Below are 19,913 nucleotides of genomic sequence, written 5' to 3'. Positions count from 1 at the left end.
ACCAAGTAGAACCACACACCATGCGTGATATCTCTATCTTACATGATTTGCTTAAGAATCAATGCCCTAATTTACATCAAAAACGGCTTTCCTCTCTGATGATTGCTGTGCAATCCTTGCTTGACGGGCAGCAGCTCTCACTGACTGAACTGGGCCGGAATATCTCCGGACCAGTTGCGGCTAAACACAATATTAAACGTATTGACCGTTTGCTGGGCAACCATGCGTTGTACCAGGAGCGGATGGATATTTACTGCTGGCATGCACGTTTGCTGTGTGGGGCAAACCCAATGCCGATAATTCTTATAGATTGGTCTGATGTAAGAGAACAAATGCGTCATCAAACCTTGCGTGCCTCAGTGAGTTTTGAGGGGCGCTCCGTCATACTCTATGAACGAGTATTTCCATTTTCCCAATATAACTCACCGGTCAGCCACAACCCCTTTCTACAAGAATTGGCTGCCATACTGCCAGAGCGCTGTTGCCCTCTGATAGTGACGGATGCCGGTTATCGCAACACCTGGTTCCGGGAAGTGGAGAAACTTGGTTGGTTCTGGCTTGGGCGTGTCCGTGGTGAAGTCGGCTTTCGTGAACATGGCCAATCTAAATGGCTCAGTAATAAGTCATTTTATCCCTCTGCTAACGCCAAAGCACGTTACCTGGGCTTCGGGGAATTAGGGCGCAAAAGGCCTATTGATGCCTATCTACATTTGTATAAAGCTAAATCCAAAGGTCGTAAAGACCAGCGTTCTTCGAAAGCTGGCCGTCATCACAATGCACAACAAAATTATCGTGATAGCAGCAAAGAGCCCTGGCTACTGGCAACCAATGTTCCTGCCGAATCGCTGACCTCAAAGAAGCTCGTCAACCTCTATGCTAAGCGAATGCAAATAGAAGAAAGTTTCCGCGATATCAAAAGTCCTCAGTACGGATTAGGGCTCCGTCATAGCAGAACACGCTGCCCTAAACGCTTCGATATGCTGTTGCTCATTGCTATGCTTGCCGAGTGGCTGTTACGGTTGATTGGCATCATTGCTCAAAAGCATCAATGGCAGCGGGCCTTCCAGGCCAATACTATCCGGTACCGGCCGGTTCTATCACTAATAAGATTGGGCCGGGAAGTTCGGAAACGGTGGCGGGACTACCCGGTTTCTATCTCTGAAATTCGCTGGGCCATAGCCCAATATATTCAGCGGGTTCACGTTACCGGGATGCCTGAATTATGAGGGGATCCCCCAGCGCCGGCAGTTACCAACGGGGGAAAGGCACGGTATTAACCTGGATCATTAGCATTGCCCGCTACCGGGCATTAGATCTGATGCGCCACCACAAAGTTAGAAACGAAACACCGTTGGATGACGATGATCACCACGCGAATGAAAACAGCAATATTGCTGCCAGTGAATTAGCCCACCCTAAGTTAAATGAATGCATGGATGAGCTCGATACGCTGTTGGCAGAGCGCCCTGACCTGCCATCAGCGTTATTATTACAGGCGAATGTTCAACTCAACCAGGGGGATCAGGGACTGGCAAGGCAAACCTGTTTACTGGAGGCCAACATGCAGCTATCGCCGTCAACTCATTATTATTGGCAGTTACACAACATTAGCGAAAAGTTTCCGGCGGCGTCGACAGAGGTGGCACTGTGGGTTAACGAAGTACTGGCCGATCTGGCACTATTTGCCAATGAGCCCGGCATAGCCATCAACCATATTGAGCAGCAACCTGACAGCGAGTGGCCAATCAGTAGCTGGGTTACCTGATCGAAAGCCAAGCTGGTCCTGCAACAAGGCAATGACATACTGGCCGGGCAGGCCCCTAAGATTGTCAACGACAGCGCACTACTTTACCTGGCGCTTGGAGAACAGCAGATCGGCGAGGGCCAAAAGTGGACAACGGCTATTTACTCGCGAACAACGTGGCGATACTACCCATGCCGCTGAAGTTGCGCTCTATTACCTGTACCTCGCGGCCGAACCACAACAGGCACTGCAATGGACCCACATCAACTGGCAACAAGCCAAATAATTTAATGATCAACAGCTGCTCAGTAAAATTCGCCGGCTCGCCGGAACGGCAGCAGACGGTTAACGGTTTTCACAGGTCTGGTAACAATAAACGCCTTGCTCATCGCGCTGGCGGGTTACCAGCCCAGCCTTTAGCAGATGGTTGAGGTGGGCCAGACCTTCTGCCAGCGCAAAAAACAACATCTGCCCGCTTAACTTTCGTTCATAGAGTACCGGTAGACACGCCACAAGTGACCGAGACGTTTTACAATGCGCCAGCAACCGGTCGAGCAATGCCTGGTGATGACTGGCAAGTTCGTCGCAGCGCGCGTGCAGCCCGGTGTAAGGTTGGTTATGGGCGGGGAGGACCAGCGTATCTGACGGCAACTGTTTGAGCTGCTGTAAACTACGTAGATATTCGGTTAAGGGCTGGGCCTCGGGCTCGCGACTGTAGACACCAATATTGGGCGAAATATAAGGCAGGATCTGATCGCCGCCAATTAACAGGTTGGCTTCGGCATCGAACAAGCAAACGTGCTCTGGCGAGTGACCGCCATAGGTCAGGATCTGCCATTGCCGGTTGCCGATACGCAGTGACTCGCCCGCTAGCAAGCGCTGGTATGCCAAAGGAAGAGGCGCAACAGATTCAACATACTGGCTGTGATCGCTTATATAGCTCTCGGCTTCAGCCTGACTTAAACCGGCCTGGACAAAATAATCCACTTCCACTGACGTATCCGCACCCGGGTTGGGTGAGAAATAAGCAATGGCCCCATAATATTCGAGCGCGCTCATATACAATGGCACTTTAAACGTCTGACACATCCACCCCACTAATCCGCAATGGTCAGGATGCATATGGGTTGCTATTACGCCTGCAACCGGCTTATCCAAGGTGCTGAAGACCTGCTGCCAGATCGCCTTACTGCGCTCACTTTGTACCCCGGTATCTACCACATAAAGGCCTTCATCGGCTTCCAGTATATACAGATTGATATGATCAAGGGCAAAAGGCAGCGGCATACGAAGCCAGTAAACGCCCGCGGCGACCTCACAAAAGCGGCCCGAGGCTGGTATCGAATGGGTACTTGGCGTTATCATTAGCACTACAATATTAAACAAATCTGCGTTTACTATACCATTGCCATTTCATGACTTCTGCCACAGTGCGTTAGATTTACCGGGCGGCGCTACCAAATGACGACGACGCTAACCGGTCAGGGCATGGTGCTAACCGCCAGAGTGCTGCCAAAGGGCTCTCAACAAACCCTCGAAATCTGGCTTGCCACCGAACAGGGGCCGGTAAAGTTAATCACGCCGGTACAACCGGCAACCTGTTTTGTCACACAAAATTCAGCCAGTAAGGTTGCGGCTGTTAGCCGGGCCCAGCAGTTAAATACCAGCCTGAAAAATATACCGCTTAACACCTTTGGACATGAACCTGTAAGCGTTATTAAATGCCCGCAGGACCGGCAGTTGCATAGCCTCAGACGCCACTGTGAAGAACAAGGCGTAACCCTCTTTGAGGCGGATATCAAAACCCCGGATCGCTTTTTTATGGAGCGTTTCATCACCAGTGGGGTGCATTTTCAGGGAGTTACTCAACAACACGGCAAGACGGTGACGCAGGCACGATTAAAGCCGTCGGCTTACCGCTGCGAGCTGAGCGCGTTTTCCTTTGATATAGAATGCGACGAACGTGGCCATTTATATTCCATAGGCATCGCCTCCTCAACGTTAAATATTGTACTGATGATTGGCGAACCTGAAGACGCTGATTTGCCCTTCGATATAGCCTGGTGCGCTGACGAAACTGCCTTGTTAACGCATTTTATCAAGCTCATCGCGCACCACGATCCAGACTTACTGATTGGCTGGAACATCAAACAATTCGACCTGCCGGTATTACATGATGCGGCGACCCGCTGCGGTATGAAACTAGCTCTCGGCCGACAACAAAGTAGTGTGGACATTAAAATATTCGATGATAACCGAGCCTTAGTGGATGTACCCGGGCGGGCCATTATCGATGGTATAGAAGGGCTCAAAACCATGACCTTTCAGTTCGACTCTTTTGCCCTGGACAATGTTGCCAGCGAATTACTCGGTAAACGCAAACTCATCGATGATCCCGACAAGCTCGGCGCCATAAAAAAACTCTTCATCCACGACAAGTTAGCGCTGGCAAAATATAACTTTGAAGACTGTGTCCTGGTTAATGAAATTGCTGAACAGGTGCGACTGATTGATTTTCTTATTTTGCGCAGTGAACTGACCGGCCTGCGCCTGGGCCGCCCAGGGGGGTCTGTAGCATCATTTATAAACCTGTATTTGCCCAAACTGCATCGCGCCGGTTACATCTCGCCTAATCGTCCGACGGATGGCGGACTGGCCAGTCCCGGTGGCTATGTAATGAGCTCCAAACCCGGACTCTATCAAAATGTTCTGGTACTGGATTTTAAGAGCCTGTACCCCTCCATTATACGGACCTTTAAAATCGATCCTTTAGGCTTAGTGGAGGGGCTTGAGTCACCCGAGGATGCTATACCCGGCTTTAAAGGTGCCAGTTTTGACCGTCACTGCCATTTTTTACCGGATATTATTACCAACCTCTGGCAGCAACGTGACGAAGCCAAACGCCAGCAGGATAAGCCGCGTTCGCAGGCCATTAAGATTTTAATGAATTCTTTCTACGGGGTACTAGGTAGTGGTGGATGCCCTTTTTACGATACCCGTCTTGCCAGTTCCATTACCATGCGAGGCCACGAAATTATGCAACTCACCGCCCAGTGGATCAAAGCGTCCGGTTTTGATGTGATATACGGCGATACCGACTCCACCTTTGTGCACATTGCTGAAGATGTTACCGCAAATCAGGCATGGGAGATTGGCAAACAATTAGAACGGGACATTAACCGGCGCTGGCAGCAACGGATCCGCGATGAATTTGAATTAGCGTGCGAACTGGAAATCGAGTTTGAAACTCACTACGAGCGCTTTTTTATGCCAACCATTCGAGGCTCTGAAGCGGGCAGCAAAAAGCGCTACGCCGGTTTGATACGCCGTGAGGGTAACGCGAAACTGGTGTTTAAAGGGCTGGAAAACGTGCGCTCAGACTGGACCCAGCTGGCCAAGGATTTTCAGATGGAACTCTATACCCGGATTTTCAACGATCAGCCGATCGACGATTATGTGATGGGGGTCATCAGCGGCATCAAGCAGGGCGAATTTGATGATGGCCTGGTGTATACCAAACAATTACGCAAGCCCTTAAAGGACTACACCAAAACTGCCCCGCCCCATGTAAAAGCGGCACGCCATGCCGACGAAGAAAATGCCCGAACAGGCAAACCATTGCGCTACCAGAAGCGCACTAAAATTCGCTACGTAATGACTACTAACGGTCCGCAGGTGGTTGAACATTGCAATCAGCCGCTGGATTACGACCACTATATAGAAAAACAGATCCGGCCCATCGCTGACAGTATTCTGCCAGCCATAGGCGGCGATTTTGAGTCGCTGGCCAGCCAGCAACTCGGGCTTTTTTAATCCTGACGCATGGAGCCGGTTTGTTCAAACCGCTCATGCCAGCTCAGTGCTTCGTTGAGTAAATGAGGGGTATGCATACCCCTGCCACTGGCACAAGCGCGCTCATAATAATCAAGCAGTTGATCCTTAAAGTCAGGGTGGGCACACTGGTTAATAATGACCCGAGCCCGTTGGCGAGGCGACAACCCGCGTAAGTCAGCCAGGCCCTGCTCCGTAACCACCACTTTTACGTCATGCTCGCTGTGATCCACATGGGAGACCATAGGCACAATCGCTGAAATAGCACCGTTTTTCGCGGTAGATGGCGTCATGAATATCGACAGATAGCCGTTGCGGGCAAAGTCGCCCGAGCCACCAATCCCGTTCATCATACGTGTACCCATAACGTGGGTGGAATTCACGTTGCCGTAGATATCGGCTTCTATCAGACCGTTCATGGCAATAATCCCCAGACGACGGACTATCTCCGGGTGGTTACTAATATCCTGCTGGCGCAGAATGATTTTTTCACGGTAAAAGTCGATATTCTCATTCAACTCCGCCAACGCGTCCGGGCTTAATGAAAATGCGGTTGCCGAAGCCACCGATAAGGTGCCGCTTTTAAGCATTTGCAGCATGCCATCCTGAATCACTTCGGTGTACGCCGAAAGGTTTTTATAGCCGCCATTATCCAAACCGTTTAATACCGCGTTAGGGATATTACCGACCCCTGATTGCAGCGGTAACAGGTTAGCTGGTAAACGGCCTTTGCTAATCTCATGTTCAAAAAACTCTAGAATATTAGCGGCAATTTGCTCTGATACGGCGTCTGGTGGTGAAAACGGACTATTACGATCGGGCGCAGAGGTCTCGACTACAGCAACAATTTTCTGTTTGGGAATATCCAGATACTGACTACCAATGCGATCGGCTGGTTCATTGAGTAAAATGGGTTTGCGATGCGGCGGTAAAGCAGTGCCGTAATAAATATCGTGCATTCCCTCCAGTTTAAGACTTTGCTGGCTATTCACTTCCAGAATAACCTTATCTGCCTGTTCAACCCAGGTTTTATTATTACCAATAGAAGAGGAAGGTATAATGAGGCCGTCTTCGCGAATGCCCGCCACTTCGATAACCGCCACATCCAGGTCACCTAAAAAACCTGACCACGCGTATTGCGACACTTCAGACAAGTGCAAATCAATATAGTGCATCTGTCCACTGTTAATCTGCTGACGACAAACGGGATCCGACTGGTAAGGCAGCCGTAAATTGATGCCATCGGCCTCGGCCAGCACGCCGTCCAGCTCCGGCGCGGTTGACGCGCCAGTCCATAAATTAATCTTAAAGGGCTTTTTAAGGTCGCGTTGAATTTGCGCTTTATTCACCAGCGCGCCGGGCAAAGCTTTAGGATAGCCTGCACCGGTAAAGCCACTCATACCAACGGTATCACCGTCACGAATAAAGTCGGCTGCCTGATCGGCGGTCATGATTTTTTGTTGTAATTCAGGGCACAGAATTCTGGAATGAGAAAACATGAAAGCTCCATACTTAACAGAAAAGGAAAAGAACGCACCAGAGTGTGAAAAAGGTGCGTTTAGGTGCGGCAGGGCAGCCGCAAAGACTGACACTTTATAGACTTATCTCAAAGTAGATATAAGACCTAAGTGGTAGATATGACGGGAGTTGTAGTAAATTGGTTAAAGGCAAAAACAGCGCGCGTGTTTATTGTGAAAAAATGGTAAAACCATCTCACAGGCTTATGATTATATTATTTATTATTTATTGCTATATATTATACCCATAAGGCTTATCACATTTGAAATGATACAAAGCTAGATAGCGGGTCCGTAATTGCCCGTTGGATGTATGCTTTGCTAATTGCTTAAAGTCGTCGGCTGTATGCATATAAAAATCACTCGAATATGAATAGCGTCATTAGATCAAACTTTTAAGGCAATTGGTATCATTAGCGGACGACGTTGTTCGGGAGAGCTTTAATGGATATGACCTTCGAGGGTTAGGTCTTCATGGCGTGGTAGGTGAGTACCAGTCCTAAACGCAAAAAACCCAGCTTTCGCTGGGTTCTTTGTTTTTTGAATTGGGAGCCTGGCGGTGTTCTACTCTCACATGGGGAGACCCCACACTACCATCGACGCTAACGTGTTTCACTTCTGAGTTCGGAATGGAGTCAGGTGGGACCACGTCGCTATTGCCGCCAGGCAAAACTTGTATTAACAATTTAGGAAAATCTGATACGTATTCAATCTGTTGAGTAACGTCACTACTCTCTTTGACTTAATTAGTCAGCCATTCCATCAACTTCTAAATGTAAAGCCATTTAGGCGTTGTATGGTTAAGCCTCTCGGGCAATTAGTACAGGTTAGCTTAACGCCTTGCAACGCTTCCACACCCTGCCTATCAACGTCATAGTCTATAACAACCCTTCCAGCACTTACGTGCAGGGATGACTCATCTTGGGGCTCGCTTCCCGCTTAGATGCTTTCAGCGGTTATCGATTCCGAACTTGGCTACCGGGCAATGCCTTTGGCAAAACAACCCGAACACCAGCGGTTCGTCCACTCCGGTCCTCTCGTACTAGGAGCAGCTCCCCTCAATCATCCAACGCCCACACCAGATAGGGACCGAACTGTCTCACGACGTTCTAAACCCAGCTCGCGTACCACTTTAAATGGCGAACAGCCATACCCTTGGGACCGACTTCAGCCCCAGGATGTGATGAGCCGACATCGAGGTGCCAAACACCGCCGTCGATATGAACTCTTGGGCGGTATCAGCCTGTTATCCCCGGAGTACCTTTTATCCGTTGAGCGATGGCCCTTCCATACAGAACCACCGGATCACTATGACCTACTTTCGTACCTGCTCGACGTGTCTGTCTCGCAGTTAAGCTAGCTTATGCCATTGCACTAACCTCACGATGTCCGACCGTGATTAGCTAACCTTCGTGCTCCTCCGTTACTATTTGGGAGGAGACCGCCCCAGTCAAACTACCCACCAGACACTGTCCTCAATCCCGATAAGGGACCTAAGTTAGAACATCAAACATACCAGGGTGGTATTTCAAGGACGGCTCCACAGAAACTAGCGTCTCTGCTTCGAAGCCTCCCACCTATCCTACACAAGTAGGTTCAATGTTCAGTGCCAAGCTGTAGTAAAGGTTCACGGGGTCTTTCCGTCTAGGTGCGGGTACACAGCATCTTCACTGCGATTTCAATTTCACTGAGTCTCGGGTAGAGACAGCGTGGCCATGGTTACACCATTCGTGCAGGTCGGAACTTACCCGACAAGGAATTTCGCTACCTTAGGACCGTTATAGTTACGGCCGCCGTTTACCGGGGCTTCGATCAAGAGCTTCGCCTAAGCTAACCCCATCAATTAACCTTCCGGCACCGGGCAGGTGTCACACCCTATACGTCCTCTTTCGAGTTTGCAGAGTGCTGTGTTTTTAATAAACAGTCCCAGCCACCTGGTCACTGCGGCCCCCGACCGCTTAAGGAGCAAGTCCTATCACAATCAGGGGCGTACCTTCTCCCGAAGTTACGGTACAATTTTGCCGAGTTCCTTTACCCGAGTTCTCTCAAGCGCCTTAGTATTCTCTACCTGACCACCTGTGTCGGTTTGGGGTACGGTTTACATAATCATACGTTTAGAAGCTTTTCCTGGAAGCAGGGCATCAACAACTTCACCACCTTGGTGGCTCGTCTCGCGTCTCAGCCTTAGAATTCCGGATTTACCTAAAATTCCAGCCTACTCGCTTTCACTTGGACAACCAACGCCAAGCTTGCTTAGCCTTCTCCGTCCCTCCATCACTGATTATATAAGTACGGGAATATTAACCCGTTTCCCATCGACTACGCATCTCTGCCTCGCCTTAGGGGCCGACTTACCCTGCCCTGATTAGCATGGGACAGGAAACCTTGGTCTTCCGGCGTGCGGGTTTTTCACCCGCATTATCGTTACTCATGTCAGCATTCGCACTTCTGATACCTCCAGCAAACTTCACAGTTCACCTTCAACGGCTTACAGAACGCTCCCCTACCCAGCATGTAAACATGCTGCCGCAGCTTCGGTATATTGCTTAGCCCCGTTACATCTTCCGCGCAGGCCGACTCGACTAGTGAGCTATTACGCTTTCTTTAAAGGGTGGCTGCTTCTAAGCCAACCTCCTAGCTGTCTGGGCCTTCCCACATCGTTTCCCACTTAGCAATATTTTGGGACCTTAGCTGGCGGTCTGGGTTGTTTCCCTCTTCACGACGGACGTTAGCACCCGCCGTGTGTCTCCCGGATAGTTCTCATTGGTATTCGGAGTTTGCAAAGGGTTGGTAAGTCGGGATGACCCCCTAGCCTTAACAGTGCTCTACCCCCAATGGAATTCGTCCGAGGCTCTACCTAAATAGATTTCGGGGAGAACCAGCTATCTCCCGGTTTGATTGGCCTTTCACCCCCAGCCACAAGTCATCCCCTAACTTTTCAACGTTAGTGGGTTCGGTCCTCCAGTTGATGTTACTCAACCTTCAACCTGCCCATGGCTAGATCACCGGGTTTCGGGTCTATACCTAGCAACTAGACGCGCAGTTAACACTCGCTTTCGCTACGGCTCCCCTACATGGTTAACCTTGCTACTAAATATAAGTCGCTGACCCATTATACAAAAGGTACGCAGTCACCCCTAAAGGCTCCCACTGCTTGTACGTATACGGTTTCAGGTTCTATTTCACTCCCCTCACAGGGGTTCTTTTCGCCTTTCCCTCGCGGTACTGGTTCACTATCGGTCAAATAGGAGTATTTAGCCTTGGAGGATGGTCCCCCCATCTTCAGTCAGAATAACACGTGTTCCGACCTACTTAATATGTAAACAAAGCCGCTTCATGTACGGGACTATCACCCTGTACCGTCCAACTTTCCAGAAGGTTCCACTACAACTTTATTTATCGGCTGCTCCCCGTTCGCTCGCCGCTACTAAGGGAATCTCGGTTGATTTCTTTTCCTAAGGGTACTTAGATGTTTCAGTTCCCCTCGTTTGCCTCTACAACCTATGTATTCAGTTGCAGATACCTGTAAACAGGTGGGTTTCCCCATTCGGACATCTGTGGCTCAAATGCGTTTTGTCAGCTCACCACAGCTTTTCGCAGACTTACACGTCCTTCATCGCCTCTATTTGCCAAGGCATCCACCGTATACGCTTAGTCACTTAACCATACAACCCTAAATAGCTTCCGCTTGAGAACCTGTGTTGCGCGTTACGTCCTCGTTCGCTCAGTTATGTGTTATTCACACACGCCTTCGCTCACTCGTCGTAGCCGCTTACCCAGAACCTCAATCGTCGCTATTTCCACTTATTGACATGACTCATAAGTGTCCATAGCCGTTACAACTCAACCCAAAGCGTGCGACACGCTAAAAGGATGGACTGCGTTGCGCCTACCTCCGCCTTTTTATCCGGAGTCAGGTGAGAATTGAATCTCTGTTGTATGCATGACTGTCTAATCAAATTACATTGCTGTTTTCACAGCGCCGTATGTCAAGTAGAGAGTAGTCTTGAAAGAACATCTTTCGATATTCTCAGTTACTCAATATTGATTGATTACTAATATCAGCTTTCCAAATTGTTAAAGAACATTCTTAGAGTAAAAAACCCTAATCAATGCTTACTCAATGAGTAAATATTCATTAGGATTTGATTCCTTCCTTCGACCAGGTACTAGCGTATTTCTTGCTTAATCAAGGCGAATGAAACCGTAGTGTGCGCGCAGCACATGAGGTTTTATTCAACGCCGAGTAAGCGAGAAATGGTAGGCTTGGGCAGACTTGAACTGCCGACCTCACCCTTATCAGGGGTGCGCTCTAACCAGCTGAGCTACAAGCCTCCAGCTTACTGCGCATTTAAGCGTTGCGCTGCGGCTTTGTTCGGCGCTCATTCAGTTGCATACCTCTGTATGCGCCTTCACTCACTTCTCAGTCGCCTTGCTCTAACACTTAACTGCTTGCAACCTGATAGTTATCAGCTTACTAGAGTTTGGTGGAGCTAAGCAGGATCGAACTGCTGACCTCCTGAATGCAAATCAGGCGCTCTCCCAGCTGAGCTATAGCCCCAGTGATTTCCCTTACGAGTAAATCTTGGTCGTTCTTTACTTTCTATAACAAAACAATCTGTGTAGGCACTACATCAAGTCGTCCAACGACTTTACGTAAGGAGGTGATCCAACCCCAGGTTCCCCTAGGGTTACCTTGTTACGACTTCACCCCAGTCATGAAACACAAAGTGGTAATCGTCCTCCCGAAGGTTAGACTAACTACTTCTTTTGCATCCCACTCCCATGGTGTGACGGGCGGTGTGTACAAGGCCCGGGAACGTATTCACCGCAGTATGCTGACCTGCGATTACTAGCGATTCCGACTTCATGGAGTCGAGTTGCAGACTCCAATCCGGACTACGACAAGCTTTAAGGGGTCCGCTCCACATCACTGTCTCGCTTCCCTCTGTACTTGCCATTGTAGCACGTGTGTAGCCCTACACGTAAGGGCCATGATGACTTGACGTCGTCCCCACCTTCCTCCGGTTTGTCACCGGCAGTCTCCTTAAAGTGCCCAACTAAATGCTGGCAACTAAGGACAAGGGTTGCGCTCGTTGCGGGACTTAACCCAACATCTCACGACACGAGCTGACGACAGCCATGCAGCACCTGTGTCAGAGTTCCCGAAGGCACCAATCCATCTCTGGAAAGTTCTCTGCATGTCAAGTGTAGGTAAGGTTCTTCGCGTTGCATCGAATTAAACCACATGCTCCACCGCTTGTGCGGGCCCCCGTCAATTCATTTGAGTTTTAACCTTGCGGCCGTACTCCCCAGGCGGTCTACTTAGCGCGTTAGCTTCGCTACTCACGGATTAAATCCACAAACAGCTAGTAGACAGCGTTTACGGTGTGGACTACCAGGGTATCTAATCCTGTTCGCTACCCACACTTTCGCACATGAGCGTCAGTCTTTGGCCAGGGAGCCGCCTTCGCCACTGATGTTCCTCCAGATATCTACGCATTTCACCGCTACACCTGGAATTCCACTCCCCTCTCCAAGACTCTAGTCTGCCAGTTCTAAATGACCATCCCAGGTTGAGCCCGGGGCTTTCACATCTAGCTTAACAAACCGCCTGCGTGCGCTTTACGCCCAGTAATTCCGATTAACGCTCGCACCCTCCGTATTACCGCGGCTGCTGGCACGGAGTTAGCCGGTGCTTCTTCTGTTGTTAACGTCACAGCTGGCAGGTATTAACTACCAACCTTTCCTCACAACTGAAAGTGCTTTACAACCCGAAGGCCTTCTTCACACACGCGGCATGGCTGCATCAGGGTTTCCCCCATTGTGCAATATTCCCCACTGCTGCCTCCCGTAGGAGTCTGGGCCGTGTCTCAGTCCCAGTGTGGCTGATCTTCCTCTCAGAACAGCTAGAGATCGTTGCCTTGGTAAGCCTTTACCTTACCAACTAGCTAATCTCACTTGGGCCTCTCTTCAGGTGCGAGCTAAAAGCCCGCTTTGGTCCGGAGACATTATGCGGTATTAGCAGTCGTTTCCAACTGTTATCCCCCTCCTGAAGGCAAGTTCCCAAGCATTACTCACCCGTCCGCCACTCGTCATCTTCTAGCAAGCTAGAAATGTTACCGTTCGACTTGCATGTGTTAGGCCTGCCGCCAGCGTTCAATCTGAGCCATGATCAAACTCTTCAATTAAATATCGAAATTTTGAATTGTCGTTGTTGACACTCTTAATGAGTGCCCACACAGATTATCTTGTTATAAATTGTTAAAGAACAATGCAAGCTCCGCTTGCTGCTTCAGCGTTCTTTCAGAACCTGCCGAAGCGGGATGCGTATAATACGCTTTTGGTTTTCTGCGTCAACACTTTTTTGAAAATTTATTTTCGAAGCATTGTCGCTGTATACCGCTTCACATAAGGCTTTCGCGTTATGTGGGTTGGCCTGTTGAGGCGTTCCCTTTCGAAGTGGGGCGCATTTTAGAGATTTATAATTAAAGGTCAATACCCATACCTAACATTTCTTGTAATTTTGCGATCGAACGGATACTTTGTAACCAATGTGACAATTTTGTCAGCTATTATTGAACTAAATCGTAAAGTGCTGTTCAAAATTTAGCTAACGGGTTTCTTTACTACTAAAAGTAGGGTTTGAACATGAATCGTAGTTGTTGTTATGTCCTTGGTTCGCTGATGTTACTCACCGGCCACTGCGCTTTCGCCATTACAGACAGTGCCATACAAGAAAATGAAAATAAGGTGCTACAGGTTTTTATTAAGCGCCAGGTTAATCAGTCTATGTCGGTGGGCCGGGCAGTTGGCTCAATTACCAGTAATTATCCAAATGAGGTTGAAACCATTGTGGCAACGGCGTTGGATTTATATCCGGATAATTACCAGGAGATCATTCACGCGGCGATTTCTTCGCATCCTAACGCTACTTCCAAGATAGTAAAGATTGCTATAGATAAAGAAGTCAGCAGTTGCCCTAATATAGTAGAACTGGCTATACAGGCAGATCCCAGTTACGTGGATTTCGTAGTGGGTGCCGCAGCCCACTCTAACCCTGACCAGCTAAAAGACATTGTACGAGTAGCTGTTCTTACTGAGCCGGACTCCGCCGACACCATAGTACAAACGCTCACCACTGAGCACCCTAATGAATTGGTTGATATTCTTTCCAGCGCTATTCGTGCCGTACCGCTGGTTGGTGAATATGTGGTCGATGCCTTACTGGCAGTGTTCCCGGGTGAAGCAGAAGCGGTAGTGACGACGGCGGTTCGTGAATCCGGCGAGCAACGGGAACAGGTACGTAAGATTATTGAAGCGGCACATCAGGCTGGGGTAGATGAAGCGTCCCTCAAACGTTTCGCTATTAATGGTGGTGCCAGTGAAGAAGAATATAGTGCCGCCGTGCAGCAGGACAATTAATTATGCTGCTTTGCCAGTAATTCATTCCACTCTTTCTGGTCTTTAATCGAGAAGTTCTCCCGACGTAACGTAAGATTAGGGTTGTAGGCCGGGTCGTGAGCAATCACTTCTGACCAATGGGATTTTAAGTAATCGAGCTCGGCATTGAAGCGGGCCATTTTTTCCTTACTGACATCCAGCCCACGCGAAACCGATTCATGGTGATACAACTCTGCTTCGGCACAGTAAAGGTTTCTTACCCCTTGCGTCCTCACCCGCAGGCAAAAATCTACATCATTAAATGCAACCGTCAGGTCGGTTTCGTTAAGGCCCCCCACCGCTTCGAATAACGATTTTTTTATTAATAAACAGGCTGCGGTTACTGCACTGTAATTATGCGAAGCGATAAGCCGGTTCATATAGCCAGGGTGATAGCGAGGAAAGTATTTATGGGCATGGCCGGCGCCACCGCCATAACCCAACACCACTCCGGCATGCTGAATACGATCATCACCGTACATTAACTTTGCGCCCACACAACCAATATCATCCCTTAGTGCATGGCCTACCATATATTCCAGCCAGTCCGGGGTAATCACTTCGATGTCGTTATTAATCAACCCGATCACATCGCCCTTAGCATGCTTTACTGCAAAGTTGTTTATCGCGGAGTAGTTAAAAGGCTGGGGATATTTTAATACCCTGATCTTATCGTGCTGATTGAGCTCTTCGAAATAAGCCAGGGATTCGGGCTCATCTGAATTATTATCCACCAGCAGGATTTCATAGTTCTGGTAGGTGCTTTTATTCAGTATCGACTCAATACAGTCTTTAACCAGTTCTTTGGCGTTTTTGGTGGGGATTATTAAAGAAACCAGTGGTTGCTGGGTGACTGGCCATTGAACGGTATTGACTTGCTCCTTAAGTAGGCTCGTAGCCTTGGTGCCAAAAGAGCCGAGAGACGTGGCAATTTCTTGCAACTGCAGAGTCTGACGCATTTTACTGTCTTTAAAATGCACTAACGCTAGTGCTAAATGCTTAACGTTTAATGCAGGATTATTCAACCAACATTCGGTCAGTTTACCGGCGATGGTCGTTGACGAAGCGCGGAGAAAGTCTTCCACATTCTTTGTAGCAACCATTAAACCGCTCTGAATGTAACCACAACTCAATTGATAATCAGGATTCCAGTCTGGTAAACAGCGAGCATTTTCGAACCGGCCAGCAGCAGATTTTTCATCAGTATCAACAAATAACACACCATTGAATTCCTGTCTGATTAGCACTCCCATTGCCTCAGAGTGGAGCTCGTCCCCGGCATTAAGCAGTAATAACGGTTTATTTGGTGTAACAGAGTCAATTAGTGACGCTATAGGTTTTACGTGCAACGCTGCACTAATATTACTGTTATCAATACCGTTTACTGACTCCAAATAAATCGTACCAACCCCTTCCGCTTGTTTTATAAGTGACTGACAGGTATAGACGATCGCAGTGTCTTTCGAGCCTAGAATGAGAACGTCACACTCTCGATGTATAACTGGTTGCTCAAGTACCTTACGTATTAAACGAGCCTGACGTTTTAGTGCCGCAGCGTACAGTGCTTTCAGCTTCTTTTTACTTGGAATCCCATAGAATAAGCCTGATTTTTGCAATGACCGGCTATAAAAAGACGTTAACGCCGGATTTTTTTTAGCGAAATTTCGAACCGGCTTGGGCACCAAGCCTACACTCGTCTTGATCGCCATCATGGTATATTTTTTAAAAGACATGCGCGAAGAATTCACTATCCTTGATTAGTAATTGTGCAGTTGCTCGTCACAAACAGTAACTTCCGCGCAGTATCGCTCAAAAAACAAAAAGGGGCAAACTGCCCCCTGTTCTTTAAACCCTAGCTAGCATTCTAACTAAGCGGTGCCAAGGCGTTCCCCCTGATAACTGCCATCTACGACAGCCTGCCACCAGGCAGTATTGTCTAAATACCATTCCACAGTTTTTTTAATGCCGCTTTCGAATGTCTCTTGCGGCGTCCAGCCTAATTCTTTCTGAATTTTACTGGCATCAATAGCATATCGCATATCATGGCCGGGACGATCCGCTACGCTGGTAATCAAGTCACGATAGCTGCCATCAGCCTTCGGTTTTACTTCATCAAGAATGTCACAAATGGTGTGAACCACTTCGATATTTTGTTTTTCATTATGCCCACCGATATTGTAGGTTTCGCCAATTTCCCCTTGAGTAGCCACTACCACCAGCGCCCTGGCATGATCTTCAACATATAACCAATCGCGAATTTGATTACCTTTGCCATAAACGGGTAAAGGCTTGCCAGCTAGCGCGTTTAAAATCATCAGCGGAATGAGCTTTTCCGGAAAATGATAAGGGCCATAGTTGTTAGAGCAGTTAGTGACTACGGTTGGCAATTTAAAGGTGCGTAACCAGGCACGTACCAGATGATCCGAAGCCGCTTTAGAGGCTGAATACGGTGAGCTGGGTTCATAAGCCGTTTCTTCTGTGAACAGAGGTAATTCCATACCCGCCGCCAGTTCGTCAGGATGTGGCAGATCGCCATAGACTTCATCGGTAGAAATATGGTGAAAACGGAATGCGGCTTTTTTATCCTCACTTAGTTGAGCATAGAAAGCCCGCGCTTGCTCAAGAAGTACGTAAGTACCTACTACGTTGGTTTGAATAAATTCGCCGGGGCCATCAATAGAGCGATCCACGTGGCTCTCCGCGGCCAGGTGCATAATGATATCCGGTTGAAAGGTATCCAGTACTCGCTTTACTTCCGCACCGTCACAGATATCCACTTGTTCAAAGTGGTAACGCTCGCTTGAGTCCACCTCTTTCAAGGATTCCAGGTTACCCGCGTAAGTCAGCTTATCGAGGTTTACCACGGTATGGAGAGTGTCGTTGATCAAATGGCGCACTACGGCGGAGCCAATAAACCCTGCGCCGCCCGTTACAATAATGGTTTTTGCTGTTGTCATCTTCTTTAATTCTCTGCTGCGCTTACACTAACTCATCCATCATGGCGCTTAACTGTTCGCGCCAGTGGTTAAGTGGTGAGGTAAAGGTTTCTCGCGTTAAGGTTTTATCCAGTACGCTGTAATGAGGGCGCTTAGCGGGCGTTGGGTAGGCTGAACTCGGAATTGGACTCACTGGCACAGCCTGTTTTAGCAGCCCTTTTTCAAGCCCCAACTGCTGAATAGCTATGGCAAAGTCATACCAGCTGCATACACCTTCATCAGACCAATGGTAAATACCCGCTGTCTTTTGGGAAGCCGCCTCTACACAAGCGCGCGCCAGGCCTTTGGCCCAGGTGGGGCTACCAATTTGATCGTCAATGACGCCTAACTGCGGCTTTTCAGCCATCAGGCGCAGCATGGTTTTGACAAAATTATTGCCGTAGCTGGAATATACCCAGGAAGTACGCAGAATGGCACTGGCACCAGGCAATGTAGCGGTGACTTCCGCCTCGCCAGCCGCTTTGGTTTTGCCATACATGCCCTGTGGTTCAATCGCATCATCTACAGTGTAGGGCGAACCTTTTTCGCCATTGAAGACATAATCGGTAGACACATGCACGAAGAATGTATTATTGCTCTTACAGTATTGCGCCAGGTTTGCCACGGCAGTTTGATTGAGCAAATAGGCGTTGGCTTCGTCAGATTCGGCTTTATCCACCGCGGTGTAGGCTGATGCGTTGATCACTGCATCAGGGCTAATTGGGTCCAGTTTCGCTGCGATGTCCTCGCTTGAGGTAATATCAATATCATCCCGTCCCATGCACACCGCATCCGGTACCAGTCGTGCAATCTCCCAGGCCAGTTGACCGCTTTTACCGATAACCACTAGTTTTGTCATGACAATACCCTAAAACGTTGGCGCATCGACGAATGCTGAACCGGCTTCATCCTTGCCAGACAAAGAGGGGGCTTCGTCATTTACTAACGGCCACTGAATACCAATGGTTGGATCATCATATTTCACCGACACTTCAGACTCGGGATGGTAATAGTCTGTACATTTATACACAAACTCCGCTGACTCACTGGTTACGTAAAAGCCGTGAGCAAAGCCAGCAGGTACCCAAAGCTGACGTTTGTTTTCGGCTGAAAGGTACACGCCAACCCATTTACCAAAAGTTTCAGAGTCTTTACGCATATCCACGGCTACATCGAACACTTCACCAGACACTACGCGAACCAGTTTACCCTGGGTTTGCTCTAACTGATAATGCAAGCCACGCAAAATACCTTGCTTGGACTTGGAATGATTGTCCTGGACAAATTCGACGTCGGCGCATTCCGCTTTGAACCAGTCAGTACGGAAGGTTTCCATAAAAAAACCACGCTCATCACCAAATACACGTGGTTCGATAATTTTGACATCCGGGATGTCGGTTTTCACTACTTGCATTACTTAATAATCCTTTGGTAGATATAAATTTCCAGGACATCCCTTTCGTATCAAACTGACAAAGTAGTTCGAAATTGACTGACACATAAAGCTAGTCTTAGGCCGATAAGCAATAATAGCACAGACTTCATTATTCATTATCTGAACTAAATAGGCTTCCGGGTTTAACCTGAAAGTTGTCGAAGAAAATATAAGTTTCTTTTGTTGGGCTCCAAGATTGATCATTACCGCCATAAAAAGAGTTGTACATAAAGTAGTCGATCTTTGAATCCATATTTCCGGTTAAATTCAAATTACGAATTTCTATTAATTTCTTCCCGTCAATAAATAAACCTGCAGCGCCATCCAAACTACCAACAGCGGAATTCAGTTTTACACTGATTGCTACTGTGTACCAAACCCCTTTTTTAAAAGTAAAATCAGATGACGCCTCAACATCATCCCCACAGCGATTTTTCCTTTCCTGGTCGTAAATATACAATACAGGCTTGCCTCTTTGCCGCCACATCAGGCGAACCGACCAACCATTTGGATTGATACTTTTACATCCAGTGGTAGCTGTACCTCCTCCTAAACCGTGAAGTTTCCCACCTTTGACAAACTGAAAGTTAGGGTCAATCTTCATATCAAAAGAAAGTGTGGCTTCCTGAACACTTTCTCTCAATTTAAAACGTTTCCCGATAAAGGGCGTTCCCGTAGGAGACGGTTCATATTTTTGACGTAAGATTAACTCATCGCTTTTTGGCTCTTTGTCTTTCAGAATCATCAATACAGGACTAAACCAATTCTGATTAAGCGACATATCTTCAAAATCTTGTCGGTATAATGTGTTTATCTCTTCTTGTTTCCCAGGAAAAATTTCCTTCAAGAAAATAAGTGCTATCAGGAACGACGTTAAAACGAATATCTTAAAAAGTTTGGAAAACACAATTTATATCCACTATTCCGATTTCTATCCTGCTAGAATAAAATTTGTAAAAGAATCTGAT

General features: G+C 48.1%; 12 protein-coding genes, 2 tRNA genes and 3 rRNA genes. 5 read left to right on the top strand and 12 right to left on the bottom strand.

The genetic code is table 11. The annotated features are described in order from the left end of the window. Nucleotides 1-20: 20 nt before the first annotated feature. The 3 genes from AC2T0J_RS11735 to AC2T0J_RS11725 all read left to right on the top strand — a co-directional run bounded on the left by AC2T0J_RS11735 (nucleotide 21) and on the right by AC2T0J_RS11725 (nucleotide 2,030). Nucleotides 21-1,226 (top strand): IS4 family transposase, encoded by a 1,206-nt coding sequence (locus AC2T0J_RS11735; RefSeq protein ID WP_489810324.1) that lies wholly within the window; start codon nucleotides 21-23, stop codon nucleotides 1,224-1,226. Beyond that, nucleotides 1,223-1,765: a hypothetical protein gene (locus AC2T0J_RS11730; protein WP_489810289.1), complete on the top strand. Its 543-nt coding sequence runs from the start codon at nucleotides 1,223-1,225 to the stop codon at nucleotides 1,763-1,765. Before AC2T0J_RS11735 ends, AC2T0J_RS11730 begins: the two co-directional genes overlap by 4 nt. Before the next feature lie 61 nt (nucleotides 1,766-1,826). Continuing rightward, complete coding sequence (locus AC2T0J_RS11725; RefSeq protein ID WP_489810288.1) at nucleotides 1,827-2,030, top strand: hypothetical protein; 204 nt, start codon at nucleotides 1,827-1,829, stop codon at nucleotides 2,028-2,030. Between the two features lie 59 nt (nucleotides 2,031-2,089). Here AC2T0J_RS11725 and AC2T0J_RS11720 read toward each other — a convergent pair whose 3' ends face one another. Next, on the bottom strand, nucleotides 2,090-3,109 hold the full coding sequence (locus AC2T0J_RS11720; protein ID WP_489810287.1) for an MBL fold metallo-hydrolase: 1,020 nt from the start codon (nucleotides 3,107-3,109) through the stop codon (nucleotides 2,090-2,092). Between the two features lie 96 nt (nucleotides 3,110-3,205). Here AC2T0J_RS11720 and AC2T0J_RS11715 point away from each other — a divergent pair, with 96 nt between their 5' ends. Beyond that, the gene (locus AC2T0J_RS11715) at nucleotides 3,206-5,557 is read left to right on the top strand and encodes a DNA polymerase II (protein WP_489810286.1); all 2,352 of its coding nucleotides are present in this window, start codon (nucleotides 3,206-3,208) and stop codon (nucleotides 5,555-5,557) included. On the opposite strand, the gene scpC is transcribed toward AC2T0J_RS11715, so the two are convergent. The 6 genes from scpC to AC2T0J_RS11685 all read right to left on the bottom strand — a co-directional run bounded on the left by scpC (nucleotide 5,554) and on the right by AC2T0J_RS11685 (nucleotide 13,283). Beyond that, on the bottom strand, nucleotides 5,554-7,074 hold the full coding sequence (gene scpC / locus AC2T0J_RS11710; protein WP_489810285.1) for a succinyl-CoA:acetate CoA-transferase ScpC: 1,521 nt from the start codon (nucleotides 7,072-7,074) through the stop codon (nucleotides 5,554-5,556). The genes AC2T0J_RS11715 and scpC overlap by 4 nt on opposite strands. 569 nt (nucleotides 7,075-7,643) lie before the next feature. Continuing rightward, nucleotides 7,644-7,759 (bottom strand): 5S ribosomal RNA (gene rrf / locus AC2T0J_RS11705). Between the two features lie 129 nt (nucleotides 7,760-7,888). Next, nucleotides 7,889-10,757, bottom strand: a 23S ribosomal RNA gene (locus AC2T0J_RS11700). 593 nt (nucleotides 10,758-11,350) lie between these two features. Then, nucleotides 11,351-11,427 (bottom strand) — tRNA-Ile (locus AC2T0J_RS11695). Between the two features lie 150 nt (nucleotides 11,428-11,577). Then, nucleotides 11,578-11,653, bottom strand: a tRNA-Ala gene (locus AC2T0J_RS11690). Between the two features lie 96 nt (nucleotides 11,654-11,749). Continuing rightward, nucleotides 11,750-13,283, bottom strand: a 16S ribosomal RNA gene (locus AC2T0J_RS11685). The 16S, 23S and 5S rRNA genes sit together here with 2 tRNA genes alongside, the layout of an rRNA operon. A gap of 460 nt (nucleotides 13,284-13,743) precedes the next feature. Between AC2T0J_RS11685 and AC2T0J_RS11680 the strand changes: the two genes are divergently transcribed. Continuing rightward, entirely contained in the window at nucleotides 13,744-14,517 is a 774-nt protein-coding gene (locus tag AC2T0J_RS11680; protein WP_489810284.1) for a hypothetical protein, read from the top strand. Here AC2T0J_RS11680 and AC2T0J_RS11675 read toward each other — a convergent pair. The 5 genes from AC2T0J_RS11675 to AC2T0J_RS11655 all read right to left on the bottom strand — a co-directional run bounded on the left by AC2T0J_RS11675 (nucleotide 14,514) and on the right by AC2T0J_RS11655 (nucleotide 19,852). Further along, the gene (locus tag AC2T0J_RS11675; protein WP_489810283.1) at nucleotides 14,514-16,268 is read right to left on the bottom strand and encodes a glycosyltransferase family 2 protein; all 1,755 of its coding nucleotides are present in this window, start codon (nucleotides 16,266-16,268) and stop codon (nucleotides 14,514-14,516) included. The genes AC2T0J_RS11680 and AC2T0J_RS11675 overlap by 4 nt on opposite strands. 135 nt (nucleotides 16,269-16,403) lie before the next feature. Beyond that, a complete protein-coding gene (rfbB, locus tag AC2T0J_RS11670) occupies nucleotides 16,404-17,492 on the bottom strand; it encodes a dTDP-glucose 4,6-dehydratase (protein WP_489810282.1) in 1,089 nt (362 codons plus the stop codon). 22 nt (nucleotides 17,493-17,514) lie between these two features. Then, nucleotides 17,515-18,369, bottom strand: coding sequence for a dTDP-4-dehydrorhamnose reductase (rfbD, locus tag AC2T0J_RS11665; protein WP_489810281.1), 855 nt, complete (start codon nucleotides 18,367-18,369; stop codon nucleotides 17,515-17,517). Between the two features lie 9 nt (nucleotides 18,370-18,378). Further along, on the bottom strand, nucleotides 18,379-18,924 hold the full coding sequence (rfbC, locus tag AC2T0J_RS11660) for a dTDP-4-dehydrorhamnose 3,5-epimerase (protein WP_489810280.1): 546 nt from the start codon (nucleotides 18,922-18,924) through the stop codon (nucleotides 18,379-18,381). Between the two features lie 130 nt (nucleotides 18,925-19,054). Next, nucleotides 19,055-19,852 (bottom strand): polysaccharide lyase, encoded by a 798-nt coding sequence (locus tag AC2T0J_RS11655; RefSeq protein WP_489810279.1) that lies wholly within the window; start codon nucleotides 19,850-19,852, stop codon nucleotides 19,055-19,057. Nucleotides 19,853-19,913: the final 61 nt, after the last annotated feature.

Source organism: Alteromonas sp. ISO5, assembly GCF_058105165.1.
This window is presented reverse-complemented; position numbering and strand designations above follow the sequence as displayed.

What these genes read in the sequence shown, in the direction of transcription:
- rfbB (WP_489810282.1), bottom strand. Translation starts at nt 17,492, where the DNA reads ATGACAACAGCAAAAACCATTATTGTAACGGGCGGCGCAGGGTTTATT.
- rfbC (WP_489810280.1), bottom strand. Translation starts at nt 18,924, where the DNA reads ATGCAAGTAGTGAAAACCGACATCCCGGATGTCAAAATTATCGAACCA.
- AC2T0J_RS11735 (WP_489810324.1), top strand. Translation starts at nt 21, where the DNA reads ATGCGTGATATCTCTATCTTACATGATTTGCTTAAGAATCAATGCCCT.
- scpC (WP_489810285.1), bottom strand. Translation starts at nt 7,074, where the DNA reads ATGTTTTCTCATTCCAGAATTCTGTGCCCTGAATTACAACAAAAAATC.
- AC2T0J_RS11680 (WP_489810284.1), top strand. Translation starts at nt 13,744, where the DNA reads ATGAATCGTAGTTGTTGTTATGTCCTTGGTTCGCTGATGTTACTCACC.
- AC2T0J_RS11675 (WP_489810283.1), bottom strand. Translation starts at nt 16,268, where the DNA reads ATGTCTTTTAAAAAATATACCATGATGGCGATCAAGACGAGTGTAGGC.
- AC2T0J_RS11730 (WP_489810289.1), top strand. Translation starts at nt 1,223, where the DNA reads ATGAGGGGATCCCCCAGCGCCGGCAGTTACCAACGGGGGAAAGGCACG.
- AC2T0J_RS11715 (WP_489810286.1), top strand. Translation starts at nt 3,206, where the DNA reads ATGACGACGACGCTAACCGGTCAGGGCATGGTGCTAACCGCCAGAGTG.
- rfbD (WP_489810281.1), bottom strand. Translation starts at nt 18,369, where the DNA reads ATGACAAAACTAGTGGTTATCGGTAAAAGCGGTCAACTGGCCTGGGAG.
- AC2T0J_RS11720 (WP_489810287.1), bottom strand. Translation starts at nt 3,109, where the DNA reads ATGATAACGCCAAGTACCCATTCGATACCAGCCTCGGGCCGCTTTTGT.